General features: G+C 70.7%; 15 protein-coding genes and 2 tRNA genes. 6 read left to right on the top strand and 11 right to left on the bottom strand.

Annotated elements, in window-relative coordinates; translation table 11 throughout:
• Positions 1–16 precede the first annotated feature (16 nt).
• Positions 17–1675 carry an AMP-binding protein gene (locus tag OG709_RS12170; RefSeq protein ID WP_329166008.1) on the top strand — a complete coding sequence of 553 codons (1659 nt, stop codon included), beginning with the start codon at positions 17–19 and terminating at the stop codon, positions 1673–1675.
• Between the two features lie 55 nt (positions 1676–1730).
• Here OG709_RS12170 and OG709_RS12165 read toward each other — a convergent pair.
• From OG709_RS12165 to ehuB, 6 genes are all read right to left on the bottom strand, one after another.
• Positions 1731–1804, bottom strand: a tRNA-Lys gene (locus OG709_RS12165).
• A gap of 128 nt (positions 1805–1932) precedes the next feature.
• A complete protein-coding gene (locus OG709_RS12160; RefSeq protein WP_250298606.1) occupies positions 1933–2691 on the bottom strand; it encodes an IclR family transcriptional regulator in 759 nt (252 codons plus the stop codon).
• 164 nt (positions 2692–2855) lie between these two features.
• The gene (ehuA, locus tag OG709_RS12155) at positions 2856–3644 is read right to left on the bottom strand and encodes an ectoine/hydroxyectoine ABC transporter ATP-binding protein EhuA (protein ID WP_250298661.1); all 789 of its coding nucleotides are present in this window, start codon (positions 3642–3644) and stop codon (positions 2856–2858) included.
• A 40-nt stretch (positions 3645–3684) separates the two neighbouring features.
• Positions 3685–4338: an ectoine/hydroxyectoine ABC transporter permease subunit EhuD gene (gene ehuD / locus OG709_RS12150; protein ID WP_250298605.1), complete on the bottom strand. Its 654-nt coding sequence runs from the start codon at positions 4336–4338 to the stop codon at positions 3685–3687.
• The gene (gene ehuC / locus OG709_RS12145; RefSeq protein ID WP_250298604.1) at positions 4335–5006 is read right to left on the bottom strand and encodes an ectoine/hydroxyectoine ABC transporter permease subunit EhuC; all 672 of its coding nucleotides are present in this window, start codon (positions 5004–5006) and stop codon (positions 4335–4337) included. Before ehuC ends, ehuD begins: the two co-directional genes overlap by 4 nt.
• Complete coding sequence (ehuB, locus tag OG709_RS12140) at positions 5003–5941, bottom strand: ectoine/hydroxyectoine ABC transporter substrate-binding protein EhuB (RefSeq protein ID WP_266643044.1); 939 nt, start codon at positions 5939–5941, stop codon at positions 5003–5005. The genes ehuC and ehuB overlap by 4 nt, the downstream gene beginning before the upstream one ends.
• Before the next feature lie 134 nt (positions 5942–6075).
• Between ehuB and OG709_RS12135 the strand changes: the two genes are divergently transcribed.
• Positions 6076–6579: a DUF3830 family protein gene (locus OG709_RS12135; RefSeq protein ID WP_250298602.1), complete on the top strand. Its 504-nt coding sequence runs from the start codon at positions 6076–6078 to the stop codon at positions 6577–6579.
• A 72-nt stretch (positions 6580–6651) separates the two neighbouring features.
• Here the strand turns inward: OG709_RS12135 and OG709_RS12130 are convergent, their stop codons facing one another.
• Both OG709_RS12130 and OG709_RS12125 read right to left on the bottom strand, forming a co-directional pair.
• On the bottom strand, positions 6652–8079 hold the full coding sequence (locus OG709_RS12130; RefSeq protein ID WP_266643045.1) for an amidase: 1428 nt from the start codon (positions 8077–8079) through the stop codon (positions 6652–6654).
• The gene (locus OG709_RS12125; protein WP_250298600.1) at positions 8072–9031 is read right to left on the bottom strand and encodes a D-2-hydroxyacid dehydrogenase; all 960 of its coding nucleotides are present in this window, start codon (positions 9029–9031) and stop codon (positions 8072–8074) included. The genes OG709_RS12130 and OG709_RS12125 overlap by 8 nt, the downstream gene beginning before the upstream one ends.
• Positions 9032–9183: 152 nt before the next feature.
• Between OG709_RS12125 and OG709_RS12120 the strand changes: the two genes are divergently transcribed.
• From OG709_RS12120 to OG709_RS12110, 3 genes are all read left to right on the top strand, one after another.
• Positions 9184–10002 carry a maleate cis-trans isomerase family protein gene (locus OG709_RS12120; protein ID WP_266643049.1) on the top strand — a complete coding sequence of 273 codons (819 nt, stop codon included), beginning with the start codon at positions 9184–9186 and terminating at the stop codon, positions 10000–10002.
• A complete protein-coding gene (locus OG709_RS12115) occupies positions 9999–10718 on the top strand; it encodes a maleate cis-trans isomerase family protein (RefSeq protein WP_250298598.1) in 720 nt (239 codons plus the stop codon). Before OG709_RS12120 ends, OG709_RS12115 begins: the two co-directional genes overlap by 4 nt.
• A gap of 121 nt (positions 10719–10839) precedes the next feature.
• Positions 10840–11898, top strand: coding sequence for an LLM class flavin-dependent oxidoreductase (locus tag OG709_RS12110; RefSeq protein ID WP_250298597.1), 1059 nt, complete (start codon positions 10840–10842; stop codon positions 11896–11898).
• Between the two features lie 119 nt (positions 11899–12017).
• Here the strand turns inward: OG709_RS12110 and OG709_RS12105 are convergent, their stop codons facing one another.
• The gene (locus tag OG709_RS12105; RefSeq protein WP_401272386.1) at positions 12018–13826 is read right to left on the bottom strand and encodes a putative bifunctional diguanylate cyclase/phosphodiesterase; all 1809 of its coding nucleotides are present in this window, start codon (positions 13824–13826) and stop codon (positions 12018–12020) included.
• A gap of 373 nt (positions 13827–14199) precedes the next feature.
• Between OG709_RS12105 and OG709_RS12100 the strand changes: the two genes are divergently transcribed.
• Complete coding sequence (locus tag OG709_RS12100) at positions 14200–15423, top strand: M6 family metalloprotease domain-containing protein (RefSeq protein WP_250298660.1); 1224 nt, start codon at positions 14200–14202, stop codon at positions 15421–15423.
• A gap of 49 nt (positions 15424–15472) precedes the next feature.
• Here the strand turns inward: OG709_RS12100 and OG709_RS12095 are convergent.
• Together OG709_RS12095 and OG709_RS12090 are read right to left on the bottom strand one after the other, a co-directional pair.
• Positions 15473–15546 (bottom strand) — tRNA-Lys (locus tag OG709_RS12095).
• Complete coding sequence (locus tag OG709_RS12090) at positions 15537–16238, bottom strand: bifunctional DNA primase/polymerase (protein WP_329166001.1); 702 nt, start codon at positions 16236–16238, stop codon at positions 15537–15539. Before OG709_RS12090 ends, OG709_RS12095 begins: the two co-directional genes overlap by 10 nt.
• Positions 16239–16418: the final 180 nt, after the last annotated feature.

Raw genomic sequence — 16418 nt, 5'->3', positions numbered from 1 at the left:
GTTAATCTGCGGCGCCATGAGGAGCGCAGGTACCTTCGCGGAGCTCGTGCGGCAGCAATGGGGCGACCACCGGCCCGGGTTGAGAGCCCATGACCTCGTCCTGAGCCATCACCAGGTCGCCTCGGGAGCCGCCGCGCGGGCCGCGCTCCTCGTGGACCTGCTCCCCTCCGGAGCAGAGCCGCACGTGGGGGTGCTGCTCCACAACACCCCCGAGTTCCCCCTGTGGTTGAGCGCGGCGGCCCTCGCGGGGGCCGCCGTGGCCGGGATCAACCCGACCCGGCGCGGCGCCGAACTGGCCCGCGACATCGTGCACACCGACTGCCGGGTACTGGTCACCTCCCGGGAGCTGCTGCCGCTGCTCGACGGCCTGGCGCTGCCGGGCGTACGGATCCTGGTCACCGACACGGACGCCTACCGGGAGCTGCTCGCCCCGTACGCCGACGCCGTCCCCGGCGAGGCGACCGTGGCCCCCGTCTCACGGTCCAGCCGGATGCTCCTCTACTTCACGTCCGGTTCCACCGGCGCGCCCAAGGCCGCGATCTGCACCCAGGGCCGGCTCGCCGCCGCCGGTACCTCGCTGGTCTCCCATTTCGGGATCACCGAGGACGACGTGCACTACATCTGCATGCCGATGTTCCACGGCAACGCGGTGATCGCCAACTGGGCACCCGCGCTGGCGGGCCGTGCGTCCGTCGCCCTGCGCCCCCGGTTCTCCGCGTCCGGCTTCCTGGACGACGTACGGGCGTACGGCGCCACGTACTTCACCTATGTCGGCCGCGCCGTGCAGTACCTGCTGGCCACCCCCGAGCACCCCGACGACCGCGCGCACCGGCTGCGGACCGGTTTCGGCACGGAGGCGGGGGCGGTGGACGCCGCGCGCTTCGCCGAGCGGTTCGGCGTGCGGCTGGTGGAGGGGTACGGGTCGTCGGAGGGCGGCGCGGCCGTCCAGCGGACCGCCGACACCCCGCCGGGAGCGATCGGCAGGGCGGCGCCCGGCGACGATCTGGCGGTGGTCGACCCCGAGACGTACGAGGAGAAACCCCGGGCGGCCTTCGATCGGGGCGGCCGGCTCACCAACGGGACCGCCGCGATAGGAGAGCTGGTCAACCGCGGCCCGAACCCCTTCGAGGGCTACTGGCGCAACGAGACGGCGGAAGCGGACCGCAGGCGCGGCGGCTGGTACTGGACCGGTGACCTCTTCTTCCGCGACGCCGAGGGCTTCCTCTACTTCGCGGGCCGCACGGACGACCGGCTGCGCGTCGACAGCGAGAACCTGGCCGCCGCGATGATCGAGAACATCCTCGCGCGGTGGCAGGACGCGGCGGCCGTCGCCGTCTACGCGGTACCCGATCCGGTCGCGGGCGACCAGGTCATGGCGGCACTCGCCCTGCGTGCGGGCGTCACCTTCGACCCGGCGGCCTTCGCCCGTTTCCTCGGCGAACAGCCGGACCTGGGGACGAAGATGGCGCCGCGGTTCGTCCGGGTCGTACCGGCGATGCCGGTGACGGCGACGAACAAGGTGCACCGGGTGGGGCTGCGCAGGGAGGGTTTCCGCTGCGCGGATCCGGTGTGGCAGCGGGCGGACGGGGAGTACCGGGCGCTCACCGGGGACGACGTGGCGAAGCTGCTGGCGGAGTACGCAACGCGGGGAGTGGAGCCCGGCGGGCCGGCCTGAGTGTGCCGCGGACACGAAGAAGCCCCCCGCTTCCGCGAGGGGCTTCTTCCGTCTGTGCGCCGCCAGGGACTCGAACCCCGGACCCGCTGATTAAGAGTCAGCTGCTCTAACCAACTGAGCTAGCGGCGCTTGCCGACTCAGAAATAGTAGCTGGTCCGGAGGGGTGCTCCAAACCAGGCCGAGATCACCGGACGGAGACCGCCCGGCTACCGGCCGAGGTCACCGGGCGGAGACCGCCCGGCACAGGGCGCGCAGCATCAGATCGCCAGCGAGAGCACCACCGGCGCCGCCTGCCGGTTCAGTGAGTCCGCCGCGGCACGCAGCCGATGGGCATGTTCGATCGGGAGCGAGAGCGCCAGACAGCCGACCGCGGCGCCCGCCGTCAGCGGCACCGCCGCGCAGACCGTGCCCACCGCGTACTCCTGGATGTCGAGCACCGGGACCGTCGCCGGCTGGGAGTCCAGCTTGGAGAAGAGCACCCGCTCGTTCGTGATCGTCTTCGACGTGAGCCGGGCGATCTTGTGGCGGGAGATGTGGTCGCGTCTGCCGTTCTGGTCGAGCTGGGTCAGCAGACACTTGCCCGCCGCGCTCGCGTGGGCCGAGGAACGGAAGTCCACCCACTCCTGGACCGCCGGTGTCAGCGGGCCGTCGGCGATCTGGGTGATCTTCATCTCGCCGTCGATGTACCGGCTGATGTAGACCGCGGCGCCGACCGAGTCCCGCAGCCGGGCCAGGGTGTCCTGGAGCTTGGCCTCCAGGGCCGACTTGCGGGTGGCACCGGAGCCGAGCAGGACGAGCGAGTCGCCGATGACGTAGGCGCCGTCACTGATCTGCTCGACGTATCCCTCGCGGCGCAGCATCAGCAGCAGCGCGGACAGATGGAAGGTGGGGAGACCGGTTTCACGCGCGATCTCGGTGTCGGTCACGCCGCCTCCGTATCTGGAGACGGTCTCCAGCACGCGGAGTGCGTACTGCACCGAATGGAACGGCGCAGTCGGCTCGGGCTTCAGCGCCACGGTTCCCCCTACAGGTTGTGACCGTTTGCTCGCGTACCACGATAGCGGTCAAGAGACCGTTGTGGGGCGGCTGTTGATGACTTGGTGGCGCGCACCGGTGCTCTGTACTGGGGCGCGCCACCGTGGCATATGCCAGAGTCACAATTCGAACGTGGAGTATCAGGTCAGAGCACTGCGCTCAGGAACTCGCGCGTACGTTCGTGCTCGGGATCGCTGAAGATTTTTTCCGGAGAACCGGACTCGATCACCTTCCCGGAATCGAACATCAGGACATCGTCCGAGATGTCCCGGGCGAAGTTCATCTCGTGCGTGACGCACAGCATGGTGATGTCGGTCGTCCGCGCGATGTCCCGCAGCACGTCGAGCACACCGGCCACCAGCTCCGGGTCGAGCGCCGACGTCACCTCGTCGAGCAGCAGCACCTTCGGGCGCATCGCCAGGGCGCGGGCGATGGCCACGCGCTGCTGCTGGCCGCCGGAGAGCTGGTTCGGCCTGGCGTCGGCGCGGTCACCGAGTCCGACCAGGTCGAGCAGGCCCTTGGCGCGTTCGGCGGCCTCGTCCTTGGACATCCCGAGGACCCGGACCGGGGCCTCGGTGATGTTCCGCAGCACCGACATGTTGGGGAAGAGGTTGAACTGCTGGAACACCATGCCGATGTTCTTGCGCACCTCACGCAGCTGCTTCTCGCCCTCCGAGGGGAAGAGCCGGTCACCGCTGACGGTGATCTCCCCTTCGTCCGGCTTGAGCAGGGTCATCAGGAGTCTGAGGATCGTCGTCTTACCGGAACCGGAAGGTCCTATCAGCGTGACGTGCTTGCCCGGCCGGACCGAGAAGCAGAGATCGTCGAGCACGGTGTTCCCGCCGAACCGCTTGGTGACGTTCGTGAAGCGGATCAGCTCGGACGTGGCGCCTCCGGCCGCGGACTCGGCGCCGGGGGCCTCGGTTCGGGGGATCTCGGGGGTGGCGGGGATCTCGGGGGTCGCGGGGTTCGCGTCAGCGGACAAGACGGCGCTCCAGGGCTCGTACAAGAAGAGATGCCGGATAGGCGATGACGATGAAGGCGACGCCGACGACGGTCAGCGCCTCGTTGTACTGGAAGGTCATGCCGCCCTCCATACGGGCCTGGCCCAGCAGATCCAGCACGCTGATCGCGACCACGAGAGGGGTGTCCTTCAGCATCGCGATGACGTAGTTGCCGAGGGCGGGAAGCACCCGGCGGATCGCCTGCGGCAGGATCACCGCGGTCCAGGTACGGGTCAGCGGCAGGGACAGCGCGGTGGCCGCCTCCCACTGCCCGACCGGCACCGCGTCGATGCCGGCCCGGTAGACCTGGGCGGTGTACGTCGAGTAGTGCACCCCGATCGCGACCGTGCCGGTGGTCAGGGCGGAGAACTGGATGCCCCAGTCGGGCAGCACGAAGAACAGGAAGAAGAGCTGCACCAGCAGGGGGGTGTTGCGGATGAACTCGGTGACGAAGTTCACCGGCCACCGCACGAAGCGCGTCTTCACCCGGTAGCCCAGCGCCCACACCAGACCCAGCGCGAAGGAGAGCACCGAACCGAGGACGAGGATCTGGAGGGTGGTGAGCAGCCCGTCCCAGAAGCGCGGCATGAAGTGCCCGACGGCGGACCAGTCCCAGCTGTTCATCGGGCACCTCCGGTGGTCTGGAGGCCGAGATTGGCCCGGGTCTTGCGTTCGAGCGCCCGCATCCCACGGGTGAGCACGAAGGCGATGACGAAGTAGATGGCCAGGACGACCGAGTAGATCTGCGAGCTCTCCTGGGTGGCGAGCCGCACCAGATAGGCGGCGAACGACACGTCGCCGACGCCGAGCAGCGAGACCAGCGCGGTGCCCTTGAGCAGCTCGATCAGCAGATTCGAGAAGGGCGGCATCATCTCGGGTATCGCCTGCGGCAGCAGGATCAGCCGCATCCGCTGCCAGGGGGTGAAGTTGAGCGCGACGCCCGCCTCACGCTGCGCGGGTGCCACCGCGTTCAGCGCGCCGCGGACGATCTCGGCCCCGTACGCACCGTACGAGAGCCCGAGCGCCAGCACGGCCGCCCACATGGGTACCAGTGCCCAGCCGACCAGGTTCGGCAGGACGAAGAAGATCCAGAACATCAGGACCAGGGACGACGTTCCGCGGAAGATCTCGGTGTAGAAACCGGCCAGGAACCGCACCACGCGTGAGCGGTGGGCCCTGGCCATGCCTATCCCGAACGCGACGACCACGGCGAGGGCGGCGCTGTACACGGTGAGCTGGATGGTGATCCAGATGCCCGGGAGCACCCAGTGCTGCCAGAGTCCCGATGTCATGCGCACAGCTCCTTGGCCGTCAGCGTGGTCATCTCCGCCTGGGTGAACCCGAACGGCCGGAGCACCCGGAAGAGTTCACCGCTCTTCTTCATCTTGTGGATCTCGACGTTGAAGGCGTCACGGAGCGCGGTGTCCGTGGGGCGGAAGGTGAACCCGCCGCCGTCGATCTTCTTCTTGCCGTCGACGGTGGCCGCGAAGGCGGGGGTCGCCTCGGCCTTCCGGCTCTTCTTCACCACTTCACGGACGGTCAGGGAGGTCCCCGCGAAGACGTCCACCCGGCCGGACTCGACCGCGTTCAGCCCCGCGACCTGGTCCTGGAGGATCTGGATGTCCTTCTCCTTGTACCCGGCGGCGACGGCGTAGGCGATCTCGGCGTACGCGGTACCGGTGGCGAACTTCGCCTTGGCCCGCACGCAGTCCTCGTAGTTGTGCAGGTTCTTCGGGTTGCCCTTGCGGACGATGAAGGCGTCCAGCATCTGGTACTCGGGATCGGCGAAGATGACCTGCTGGCAGCGTTCCTTGTTGATGTACATCCCGGCCGAAACGCAGTCGAACTGCTGGGAGTTGAGGCCGGGGATCAACGAGGCGAAGTCGGTCGCCACGGGCTGCACGTGGCCGACACCGAGCCGTTTGAAGATGATCTTCGCGAGTTCCACCGCTTCGCCGGTGAAGTCGCCCTGCTCGTCGATGTAGCCGTACGGCACCTCACCCGCGATGCCGAGCCGGACGGTGCCCTGCGACTTGAGGCGGGCGAGCGTGTCGCCCGTAGGCACCCGGCTGCACCCGGCTGCTCCGAGCGCCCCCGCGGCGCTCAGGCCTGCCGCGCCGAGCAGCAGCGAACGGCGTCGTACGGGTGGTGTCGAAGGTGTGGAACGTATGGACCGTATGGAGTGTCTTGGTGTGCTTTCTGAGTCGTTCCCTGGTGGTGGAGCCATGGGCGCGCGGCTACCCGACTCCGCGCGAGGTATGCAGATCATTTTCAGCCCATCGTGCGGCGAGTCGGTCCGAGGCCCCTCCATTTGCCGGTCGGCCTCGACCGCGTGGGCCTCCGGGGGGAAACCATGGGGAGATGAGCGATCGATTCGTGGAACTGTCCCTCGACAAGCGCGGCGTGAGCTGCACCGCGCGGCTCCTCGACGACAAGGCCCCGGTGACCTGCGCGGCGGTGTGGGACGCGTTGCCGCTCGGCGGGGACGTCTACCACGCCAAGTACGCCCGGAACGAGATCTACGCCCTGCTGCCCGGCTTCGCGCCGCAGGAGCCGCCGCTGGAGAACCCGACGGTCACCCCCGTCCCGGGCGACCTCTGCTACTTCACCTTCTCCGAGACGGTGCTGGGCACGGATGCGTACGGATACGAGACGGCGGCCGACCACCGTGGACGGACGACGGTGGTCGACCTCGCGCTCTTCTACGAGCGGAACAACCTGCTGATCAACGGGGACACCGGCTGGGTCCCGGGGATCGTGTGGGGCACGGTGGTCGAGGGCCTCGACCGGATGGCGGCGGCCTGTCAGGACCTCTGGCGGTCGGGCGCCCTGGGCGAGACACTCAGCTTCCGCCGGACCGGCTGATCGGTTTCCGCCGGCCGGGCTGACCGGACGGGTTACGCAGCCGGGCCACGCGGGCCGGGCTGAGCGGCCGGGCTACGCGGGCGGGCCGAGCGGAGCCCGGCCGGTGACCGAGGGCACCTCCGCGGCCACCCCCGCCCCGTACATCGCATGCGCGGCCCGCAGCACCAGCGCGTCCGCGTGCCGCGCCCCCACCAGCTGCACCCCGACCGGCAGGCCCGCTCCGTCCACCCCGCACGGCAGCGTGGCCGCGGGTTGCTGCGTCAGGTTGAAGGGATACGTGAACGGCGTCCACCCCGTCCAGCGCCGGTGCCCCGAACCGTGTGGCGCCTCCACCCCCGCCTCGAACGCGGTGATCGGCAGGGTCGGGGTGACCAGCAGGTCGTACCGCTGGTGGAAGAGGCCCATGCGCCGGCCCAGCTCCATCCGTACGTCCACCGCGGCCAGATAGTCCAGCGCCGAGTACCGCTCGCCCTCCGCGACGATCTCCCGCAGCCCGGGATCGAGCAGCGCGCGCTGCTCCCGGCCCAGGTGCTGCGCCACCCGCGCGGCCCCGCTGAACCACAGCGTCTGGAAGGCCGCGACCGGATCCGTGAAGTCCGGATCCGTCTCCTCGATGTACGCGCCGAGTTCCGCGAGCCGCCCCACCGCCGCACGGACCGCCGCCGCGACCGCCGGCTCGACGGCGACCTGGCCGCCCAGGGTCGGCGAGTAGGCGATCCGCAGCCCCTTCACCCCGCCGTCCAGCCCGTCCCGCACACTGCCCGCGGGCGGGGCCAGCTGCGACCAGTCGCGCGGGTCGGGACCGCTGATCACGTCCAGCATCAGCGCCGCGTCGGCCGCGTCGCGCGCCAGCGGGCCGACATGGGCGAGCGTCCCGAAGGCGCTGGCCGGATAGAGCGGGACCCGCCCGTACGTCGGCTTCAGCCCGAAGACCCCGCAGAACGACGCCGGTACGCGGATGGACCCCCCGCCGTCCGTCCCCAGCGCCAGTGGCCCGGCGCCCAGCGCCACGGCCGCCGCGGCGCCGCCGCTGGAGCCGCCGGAGGTACGGGCGCTGTCGTACGGGTTACGGGTCACCCCGTGCAGCGGCGAGTCGGTGACGGCCTTCCAGCCGAACTCGGGCGTCGCGGTCTTGCCGACGAAGACCGCACCGTGTTCCCGCAGCCGCGCCACCGACGGCGCGTCCTCGGACCACCTGCCCTGCGGCCGTACGGTCCTCGATCCCCGCAGCGTCGGCTCCCCGTGCAGCAGCAGGATGTCCTTGACCGTGACCGGCACCCCGTCGAGCAGGCCCTGCGGCTCACCCGCGCTCCACCGGGCCGCCGACGCCCGCGCCTGCGCCAGGGCCGGGCCGGCGTCGACCCGGACGAAGGCGTTCACTCCTGGCTGCACCACCTCGATCCGGTCCAGGACGGCACGGGCCGCGTCGACCGGGGTGAAGGCGCCCTTCCGGTATCCGGCAACGAGTTGACGGGCAGACAGATCGCAGAGCTCAGTCATGTGTGTGGACGTACCCACGTTTCTTGTCCACCACGTTCGGCAGCGGCCTTCCGTTCGCCCACATGTCGTAGAGCTCCAGGAACTGCTCGCCGAGAGCGTCGCGCCAGCCGATGGTGTCGCCGCTCATGTGCGGAGAGATCAGCAGGTCGGGGACGTCCCAGAGGCGGTTCCCCGCGTTCAGCGGCTCCTCGGCGAACACATCGAGCGCGGCGCCCGCCAGCCAGCGCTTCCTGAGCGCCTCGACGAGATCGTCCTCGACCACGAGCGCCCCGCGCCCGACGTTGATGAAGTGCGCGGACGGCTGCATCGTGCCGAAGGCGTGGGCGTCGAACATGCCACGGGTGGTCCCGGTGAGCGGGGCCGCGCAGATCACCCAGTCGGCGCGCGGCAGCAGCCGGTCCAGCTCCTCGGGCCCGTGCACCGGGCGGCGCGCGGTGCGCCCGACCAGGGCCACCTTCACCCCGAGCGCCGACAGCGTGGCGGCGATGGCCCGGCCGATGGGGCCCGAGCCGACGACGACCGCCCGGCTGCCGGCCAGCCGCCTGGTCTCACGGTGCTGCCAGCGGCGCTGGCGCTGGAGCTCCAGGGTGCCGGGGAGGTCCTTGGCGAAGGCGAGGACGAGACCCGCGACGTACTCCGCGATCGGCTGGTCGAAGATGCCGCGGGCATTGGTCACCACGGTGTCCGACGCGACCAGCTCGGGGCAGAGCAGATGGTCCACACCGGCGCTGGCCGTGTGCACCCAGCCGGGCCGCGGGCCCTCGCCGGGCCAGGCCCGGCGCACCGCGTCGGAGTGGAAGTCCCAGACCAGCAGGACGTCCGCGTAAGGGAGTTGACCGCCCAGGGTCTCTGCGCCGGCGTGCACGACATGCGCCCGGCCGGTCAGCTTTCCGAGGCGCGGAGGCGGGTCGGCGTCCAGTACGAGAAGGGTGGGGACTGAGGCTTCGGACATGGGCGCGGTCCTTCGGCTGAGAGCGGCCGTGTTTCCTTCACGTAAGCACATCGCGACGTCAGGGATGCGTTGATTGACCGGGATCGCCCCATGAACCTACCGTCGACATCAGAAGCAACACGGCCTCGCCCACGCACCACCTGGGGTCAGCAATGGACATCTCCTTTATCGGCGGACCACAGCCGCAACGCGGTGTGGGTGTCGTCGCCCCCTTCGACTTCGCGCTCGACCGGGAACTGTGGCGGTGGGTGCCGGACGATGTCTCGCTCCACCTCACGCGTACCCCCTTCGTCCCCGTCGAAGTCTCGCTCGACCTCGCCCGGCTGGTCAGCGAGCACGAAACGCTGGGTGAGGCGGTCCGGGCGCTGAGCGCGGTGGCGCCGCAGGTCGTCGTGTACGCCTGCGCGAGCGGCAGTTTCGTCGGCGGACTGGCGGGTGAGCGGGCCATGTGCTCGGCCATGACCGTCGCCGGTGACATCCCGGCGATCACCACGTCCGGCGCGCTCCTGGAGGCCGTCCGGGAGATCGGCGTCCGGCGGATCGCCCTGGTCACGCCCTACACTGAATCTGTGACGTCCGCGCTGGAGGAATACCTCGGCGAAGCCGGGACAGAGGTCACCGGACGGGCTTTCCTGGGTCTCACGAGCCGTATCTGGAAAGTCCCGTACCGCGATGTGGTGGACATGGCCCGGCAGGCGGTGGTCGGCGCGGCCGATGCGCTTTTCATCAGCTGCACCAACCTCCCGACGTACGACGTGATCCCGCAGCTCGAAGCCGAGTTGCGGATGCCGGTGCTCTCGGCGAACCAGGTCACGATGTGGGCGGCGCTGCGGCACATAGGCGCCTTCGCGATCGGCCCGTACCAGCGGCTGCTGATCGACTCGACGCCCGCACCCGCACCCGCGCCGCTTCCCGAGCCCGCCACCGCACTGGCAGAAGATCCGCCCGAAGAACAGGGAGGCTGGACATGACAACGGTCGGGTTCCTTTACCCGGGGCATTCCGCGGAGGACGACTACGAGCGCTTCGAGCTGCTCGTGACCGAGGACGTCAGGCTGCACCTTGTCCACACGGACATCGGTGAGGACGCCCACCGGGTGGACGCGCTGATCGAGATGGGCTCCGCCGCGCGGCTCGCCGCGGGGGTGGAGGAGCTGCGGCTCTCCGGGGCCGAGTCGGTGGTCTGGGCCTGTACCAGCGGCAGCTTCGTCTACGGCTGGGAAGGCGCCCGGGAGCAGGTCAGGAACCTGGCCAAGGCCGCCGGGATGCCCGCGTCCAGTACATCGTTCGCCTTCACCAACGCGATCCAGTACCTGGGCGCCGAGAAGGTCGCGGTCGCCGCGACGTACCCGGAGGACGTGACCGGCTACTTCACCGCCTTCCTCAAGGCGGCGGGCGTGGAAGTGGTCGCGAGCCGGGGCCGCGGGATCGTCACGGCGGAGGAGGTCGGCGCCTGGGGCCGCGACGAGGTGCTGGAACTGGCGCTGGCGGGCGACCACCCGTCGGCGGACGTCGTCCTGCTGCCGGACACGGCGCTGCACACCGCGGCGTACCTGCGCGAACTGGAGCAGGTCCTCGGGAAGCCGGTGCTCACGGCGAACCAGGTATCGGTGTGGGAAGGACTGCGGCTGACCGAGCGCCGGGTCTGGAGCGATCAGCTGGGCAAGCTGTTCGCCCGGCGCGCCTAGTTCTCCAGAGGCTTTCCCGAGAGCCTTCCCGACGGTGGGTCCGGCCCCGGGGGAATAACCGGAGAGCGTCCCCGTGTTTCCGCCAGCTGTACAGGCCGACAACGAGAAAGGCTCCAGCGCGGTGGACCCGATTCAAGGCAAGGCGGCCGGAACCGCCCCCGTCCCTCTGTCCGTACTGGACCTGGTGACCGTGGGCGAGGGCCGCACCGCGACCCAGGCCATCCGCACCGGCGTGGACATCGCCCGGCTCGCCGAGCGCCGCGGCTTCCACCGCTACTGGGTGGCCGAGCACCACTCCATGCCGGGGGTCGCCTCCTCCTCACCGGCCGTGCTGCTCGCGCACCTCGCCGCGCACACCGACCGCATCCGGCTCGGCTCCGGCGGGGTCATGCTGCCGAACCACGCCCCGCTGGTGATCGCCGAGCAGTTCGGCACGCTCGAAGCGATGGCTCCGGGCCGGGTCGACCTCGGGCTCGGGCGGGCACCCGGCACCGACGGCGCCACCGCAGCCGCGCTCCGCCGGTCCGAACGCCTCCACGAGGGTGCCGACGAATTCCCGCAGCAGCTGGCCGAGTTGACCCGGTTCCTGGACGACGACTTCCCGGACGGCCACCCGTACGCGCGCATCCACGCCGTACCGGGCCCGGTCCAGGGGCCCGTCGGCCGCCCGCCGATCTGGCTGCTCGGCTCGTCCGGCTTCAGTGCCCGGCTGGCCGGGACGCTCGGGCTGCCGTTCGCCTTCGCGCACCACTTCTCGGCGCAGAACACCATCCCGGCCCTGGACCTCTACCGCGAGTCGTTCCGGCCCTCGGCGGTGCTCGACGCCCCGTACGCCCTGATCGGCGTCGCCGCACTGGCGGCCGACGACGAGAAGGAGGCCCACCGGCAGATCCTCTCCGGAGCCCTCTCGATGGTCCGGCTGCGCACCGGCCGCCCGGGGCTCGTGCCGACGCCGGACGAGGCGGCGGCGTACTCGTTCTCCCCCATGGAGCGCGAGTTCGTCGACGGCTGGCTGCACAACATCATCAGCGGCACGGCGGACGAGGTCCGCTCCGGTCTCGACGACCTCCAGAAGCGCACGGGCGCCGACGAGTTGATGATCACGGCCAACGCACACGGCGGCGACGCGCGGCTGCGTTCGTACGAGCTGATCGCCGACGCCTACGGGCTGCCCGGGTAAACCCCTGCTGTCTACGGGCTGCCCGGGTAAACCCTGACGCCTACGGGCTGCCGGGTAATCCGTACCCGCATCGCCCGCCGGCCGGCCGACCACGGACCGTCGCCCCGGCCGGCGGGCCGTCAGCCCCGCTGCGGTACGCCTTCGAGCATCGCCCCGATGTGCTCCGGCGCCACCGCCCGCGAGTACAGATAGCCCTGCCCGGTGTCGCACCCGATCCGGCGCAGCCGTGTCGCCTGGCCCACCGTCTCCACGCATTCCGCGGTGACCGTGAGCCCCAGCCGGTGCGCGAGCTGGACCAGGGCCTCGACGATCATCTCGTCGGCCGGGTTCGGGTGGGTGCCCTGGTCGTAGCGGAACCCGCGGACGAAGGACCCGTCCAGCTTCAGTGCCGACACCGGCAGCCGGCTCAGATACGCCAGGTTCGAGTAGCCGGTGCCGAAGTCGTCGATCGCGATCTGCACACCCATGTCGCTGAGGTCCTGGAGCGCCTGCAACGGGCGGCCCGCCGACCCCATCACCGCCGACTCGGTGAGCTCCAGCTGGAGCAGCTCCGGCGCGAGGCCCGTCTCGGCGAGCACCCCGGCGACATCGGCGACCAGGTCGGAGTCCCACACCTGCCGCACGGCGACATTGACGCTCACGAACAGCGGGGGCGCGCCCGGGTGGTCGAGCTGCCACTGTCTGGCCTGCCGGCAGGCCGTACGCAGCACCCACCCGCCGAGCTGGACGATCGAGCCGTCCTCCTCCGCCAGCCCGATGAACCGGTTGGGCGTCAGCCGCCCGAACTGCGGATGGTCCCAGCGGACCAGCGCCTCCACGCCCTTGAGCGCGCCGTCCGCCAGATCCACCAGCGGCTGGTACTCCAGCACGAACTCGCCGCCCTCGACAGCGGGCCGCAGTTTCGACGAGAGCGCCTGGCGGGTCATCCGGTGCGCGTTGCGCTCCGGGTCGAACAGCGTCCAGCGGGCCTTGCCGTCCGCCTTCGCCCAGTACAGCGTGGTGTCGGCGTCCTGCATCAGCCCGGTGGCGCTGGTGCCCGCCGCCGGCCGCTCCACCACTCCGATCGACGCGGACACCGAGAGCCGCTGACCGCCCAGGTCGAACGGCTCCTGGAGCGCGGCCAGCACCGACCCCGCGAGGTCGGCGAGGTGTTCCGTACCGGAGGAGTCCTCGACGAGCAGGGCGAACTCGTCACCGCCGAGCCGGGCCACCAGATGGCCGCCGCTGCGCCCGTAGCCGGGCTGGTCGGCGCAGTGCGTCAGCCGGGAGGCGACGACGGCGAGCAGCCGGTCGCCGAAGCGGTGGCCGAGGGTGTCGTTGACCGCCTTGAAACCGTCCAGGTCCAGATAGCAGAGCCCGATCCGGGCGGTGCTCCCGTGCCCGTACGCGGAGAGGTCGAGCGCCGCGGACAGCCGTTCGAAGAACAGCGCCCGGTTCGGCAGCCGGGTCACCGGGTCGTGCATCTGGAGGTGGCGCAGTTTCGCCTGGAGTTCGCGCCGGTCGCTGACGTCGGCGACCGAGAGCAGCACCTGGGAGCTGTCGGGGACCGGCGCGACGCTGACCTCGGCCCAGAGCGAGTGACCGTCGGCGTGCTTGAGCCTGCGGGTGCAGCGGAAGCTGGAGCGGCGGCCCCGGAGCACTTCGCGGTACGCGTGCCAGGTCCGGGCGTCCGTGGCCAGGTCCACCAGGTCGGCCGCGGTCTGCCGGTTCAGCCCTGCGGGCTCGGCGCCGAGCAGTCCGCCGAGGGCGTCGTTGGCGGTGACGACCAGGCCTTCGCTGTCGACGACGGCCATGCCGAGCCGGGCGGTGTTGAAGGCGGCGCGGTAGTCGCTCAGTTCGGCTGCGGTCCGGCCGACGGCCTGACGCTCTGTGACCGGCGGCCGGACGGGGGCGGGCACCGGACCCGGCCCTTCAGGGGTTCCGCTCACGGCTGGCTCCCGCAGTGCAGTCGTCTTGAACAGGTGAGGTCTGGGTCGTCGGCCGGACGGTGGAGAAACGCCGGAGGCGTGGTCCGCAGGGGAAAGTGTGCCGATCATAGAGGTTGAAGCAAGGACCGTTCCAGCCTTGTTGGGGCGCCGTGGTCACTCCGGTGCTCAAGGTGATCGTTTCTGCGCGGCTGTGGTCCGGGCCCTTTCCTCTATGACCAGTTGTGACTTTCCGTGAAGGCCCGGGGTGTCGGGTCGGTCACTCCAGTGGGGCATCTGGACAGGGCGTAACGGGGCGAACCGGCACAGAGTGGGTCAGGTGTCCCGCATCCCGAACCCGGAGGTCGACGTGCAGCGTCCGCAGACACCCGGGGGAGTGGACCGGGGACGTCTGAAACGTGCCGCCGCGGTGACCGTCTCGTTCCTGGCGCTCACCGCCACTTCGCTGGTCGCGGGGCCCGCCGTCGCGACCTCGGGGCCCGCGGGGCCGTGCGCCCTGCCGCGTACGGATGCCCACCACTCGCTCGGTCTGGACAGCTGGAACTCCGCCTACACGCGGCCGGTCGGCACGCTCGACGCGGTGATGATCTTCCTGTCCTTCCCGGGCTCCGTGCCGGACACCACGCCCCAGGAGCTGGCGGGTGACTACTTCCCGGCGACCACCACCTTCTTCCACCGGGCGTCGTACGGGAAGTTCACCCTGCGCCCGCACCCGCTGAAGAAGTGGATCATGATGCCGAAGCCCGCCTCGGCGTACGCGGTGAAACGGGACTGGGGCGAGGAGGGGCGCGACGCGTATCTGCGCGACGCGGTGGCGGCGGCGGACCCGACCGTGGACTTCAGGAAGTACGAAGTCGTCTACCTGGTCGCCGATCCGGACGCGCCGGGGGTCGACTCCGACGCCACGAAGGTCGTCAACCTCGAAACCCCGCTGCACGCCGACGGCACGGACATCAGCCGCCTCGTCACGGGCTTCGAGCAGCACCCGCCGGACCACAACGTCCTCGCCCACGAGACCGGGCACGTCTTCGACCTGCCGGATCTCTACCACCGCCCCTCGGACGACAAGGGCGACTGGGACACCTCGGTCGGGGACTGGGACGTCATGGGCAGCCAGTTCGGGCTCGCCCCCGATTTCCTCGGCTGGGACAAGTGGAAGCTGGGCTGGCTGGACCGGCGGCAGATCGGCTGTGTGCAGGGCACCGGCACCCGGATGTTCACGCTGGAACCGCTGGAGGACGTGCCGCAGCCCGGCACGGACACGGCGGGGACCCGGCTCGCGGTCGTACGGACCGGACTCGACAGCGCCATCGCCATGGAGGTGCGCACCGCGACCGGCAACGACACGGCTGCCTGCACGGAAGGGGTGCTGATCTACCGGGTGAAGGGGGAGACGGCCTCGGGGGACGGCCCGGTCAAGGTGTTCGACACCCATCCGCACGCGTCGGCGTGCTGGGGGGAGTCGGTCTATCCGCCGCTGGCCGACGCGCCGCTGGGGGTCGGTGAGACGTTCACGGTCCCGGGGAACGGGATGAAGGTCGAGGTGGCGGACCGTACGCCGTCGGGGGCGTGGACCATCAAGATCACACCCGCTGTGTGAGAGCGCAACGAAGAAGCCCCCCGCTTTCGCGAGGGGCTTCTCCCGTCTGTGCGCCGCCAGGGACTCGAACCCCGGACCCGCTGATTAAGAGTCAGCTGCTCTAACCAACTGAGCTAGCGGCGCTTGCTGACGTCGTAGACCTTAGCACCCGGATCGGTGCGGGGAAAAATCGATAAGCCCACCGAGGGGGAGGGCTTGTCGCGCGCCGCGCGGACACAGGCCCAGAGCACCACCTCGGGTCCCGGGAGCCAGGGCTGCCGGGTGTCGGGGGCCACCAGCCAGCGCGGCCCCGAGCGGCGAACGGACGAGGTCAGCGGCGGTACGGTCACCGCGTCGCCGGCGCCGTGACAGAGCAGTGGCGGGACCGCTTCGCCCCATTCCTCCCACTCCAGCAGGGACGGTAGCCGCTGGGCCGTGCCCGGTGCGGTGAAGAGCAGCATCCGGCCGCGATGGCTCGCGACGGGGCCGGACCCGGGGCCCTCCGACCACAGGGTGTCCAGCATCCGGCGGCCGAAGATCGCGGGAACGTTGACCACGTCGAAGACCGAGCCGCAGCCCAGCACGATGGGGGCGGTGGGCCGGGACTCCCAGAGCGAGAGCGCGGTGCGCGGGTACGCCGCCGCCGAGGCGAGCCAGCCCGCTCCGGCGGCGGTGACCGCGGTGGCGTGCTGTCCTGCCGCGTCGTGCGGGACGCGGCAGGACTCCGCGGGGGAACGGCCCCCGGACCCCCGGACCCCGCCCGTGCTCGCGCCTGTGTTCGCGCCCGTGTTCGAGAGGATTCCCACGCTGCTGTCGTTTCGCTGCCATGCGCTCATGCCGACAGATCTACCGGCACGGACGGTTCCGCTCCGGGGGGTTGGCGGAAATCGGGACAGGGGCGGCGGGAGGGCGTATCTTGCGCACCGTCATAGGGCATATGCCAAGCCAAGTCATGACACGGGACGGGCGCCGGAGCCTCGGAGTCCGCTTTGCGGCGGCGGCGCTTTCAGGACGGC

Origin of the sequence: Streptomyces sp. NBC_01267, from assembly GCF_036241575.1 — a bacterium.
Classification (GTDB): domain Bacteria; phylum Actinomycetota; class Actinomycetes; order Streptomycetales; family Streptomycetaceae; genus Streptomyces.
Note: the sequence above shows the minus strand (reverse complement) of the source record. Positions and strands in the feature narration are given on the sequence as shown.

Coding starts and splice junctions, on each gene's coding strand:
- OG709_RS12170 (WP_329166008.1), top strand. CDS start 17: ATGAGGAGCGCAGGTACCTTCGCGGAGCTCGTGCGGCAGCAATGGGGC.
- ehuD (WP_250298605.1), bottom strand. CDS start 4,338: ATGAACAGCTGGGACTGGTCCGCCGTCGGGCACTTCATGCCGCGCTTC.
- ehuC (WP_250298604.1), bottom strand. CDS start 5,006: ATGACATCGGGACTCTGGCAGCACTGGGTGCTCCCGGGCATCTGGATC.
- ehuB (WP_266643044.1), bottom strand. CDS start 5,941: ATGGCTCCACCACCAGGGAACGACTCAGAAAGCACACCAAGACACTCC.
- OG709_RS12135 (WP_250298602.1), top strand. CDS start 6,076: ATGAGCGATCGATTCGTGGAACTGTCCCTCGACAAGCGCGGCGTGAGC.
- OG709_RS12130 (WP_266643045.1), bottom strand. CDS start 8,079: ATGACTGAGCTCTGCGATCTGTCTGCCCGTCAACTCGTTGCCGGATAC.
- OG709_RS12125 (WP_250298600.1), bottom strand. CDS start 9,031: ATGTCCGAAGCCTCAGTCCCCACCCTTCTCGTACTGGACGCCGACCCG.
- OG709_RS12120 (WP_266643049.1), top strand. CDS start 9,184: ATGGACATCTCCTTTATCGGCGGACCACAGCCGCAACGCGGTGTGGGT.
- OG709_RS12115 (WP_250298598.1), top strand. CDS start 9,999: ATGACAACGGTCGGGTTCCTTTACCCGGGGCATTCCGCGGAGGACGAC.
- OG709_RS12090 (WP_329166001.1), bottom strand. CDS start 16,238: ATGAGCGCATGGCAGCGAAACGACAGCAGCGTGGGAATCCTCTCGAAC.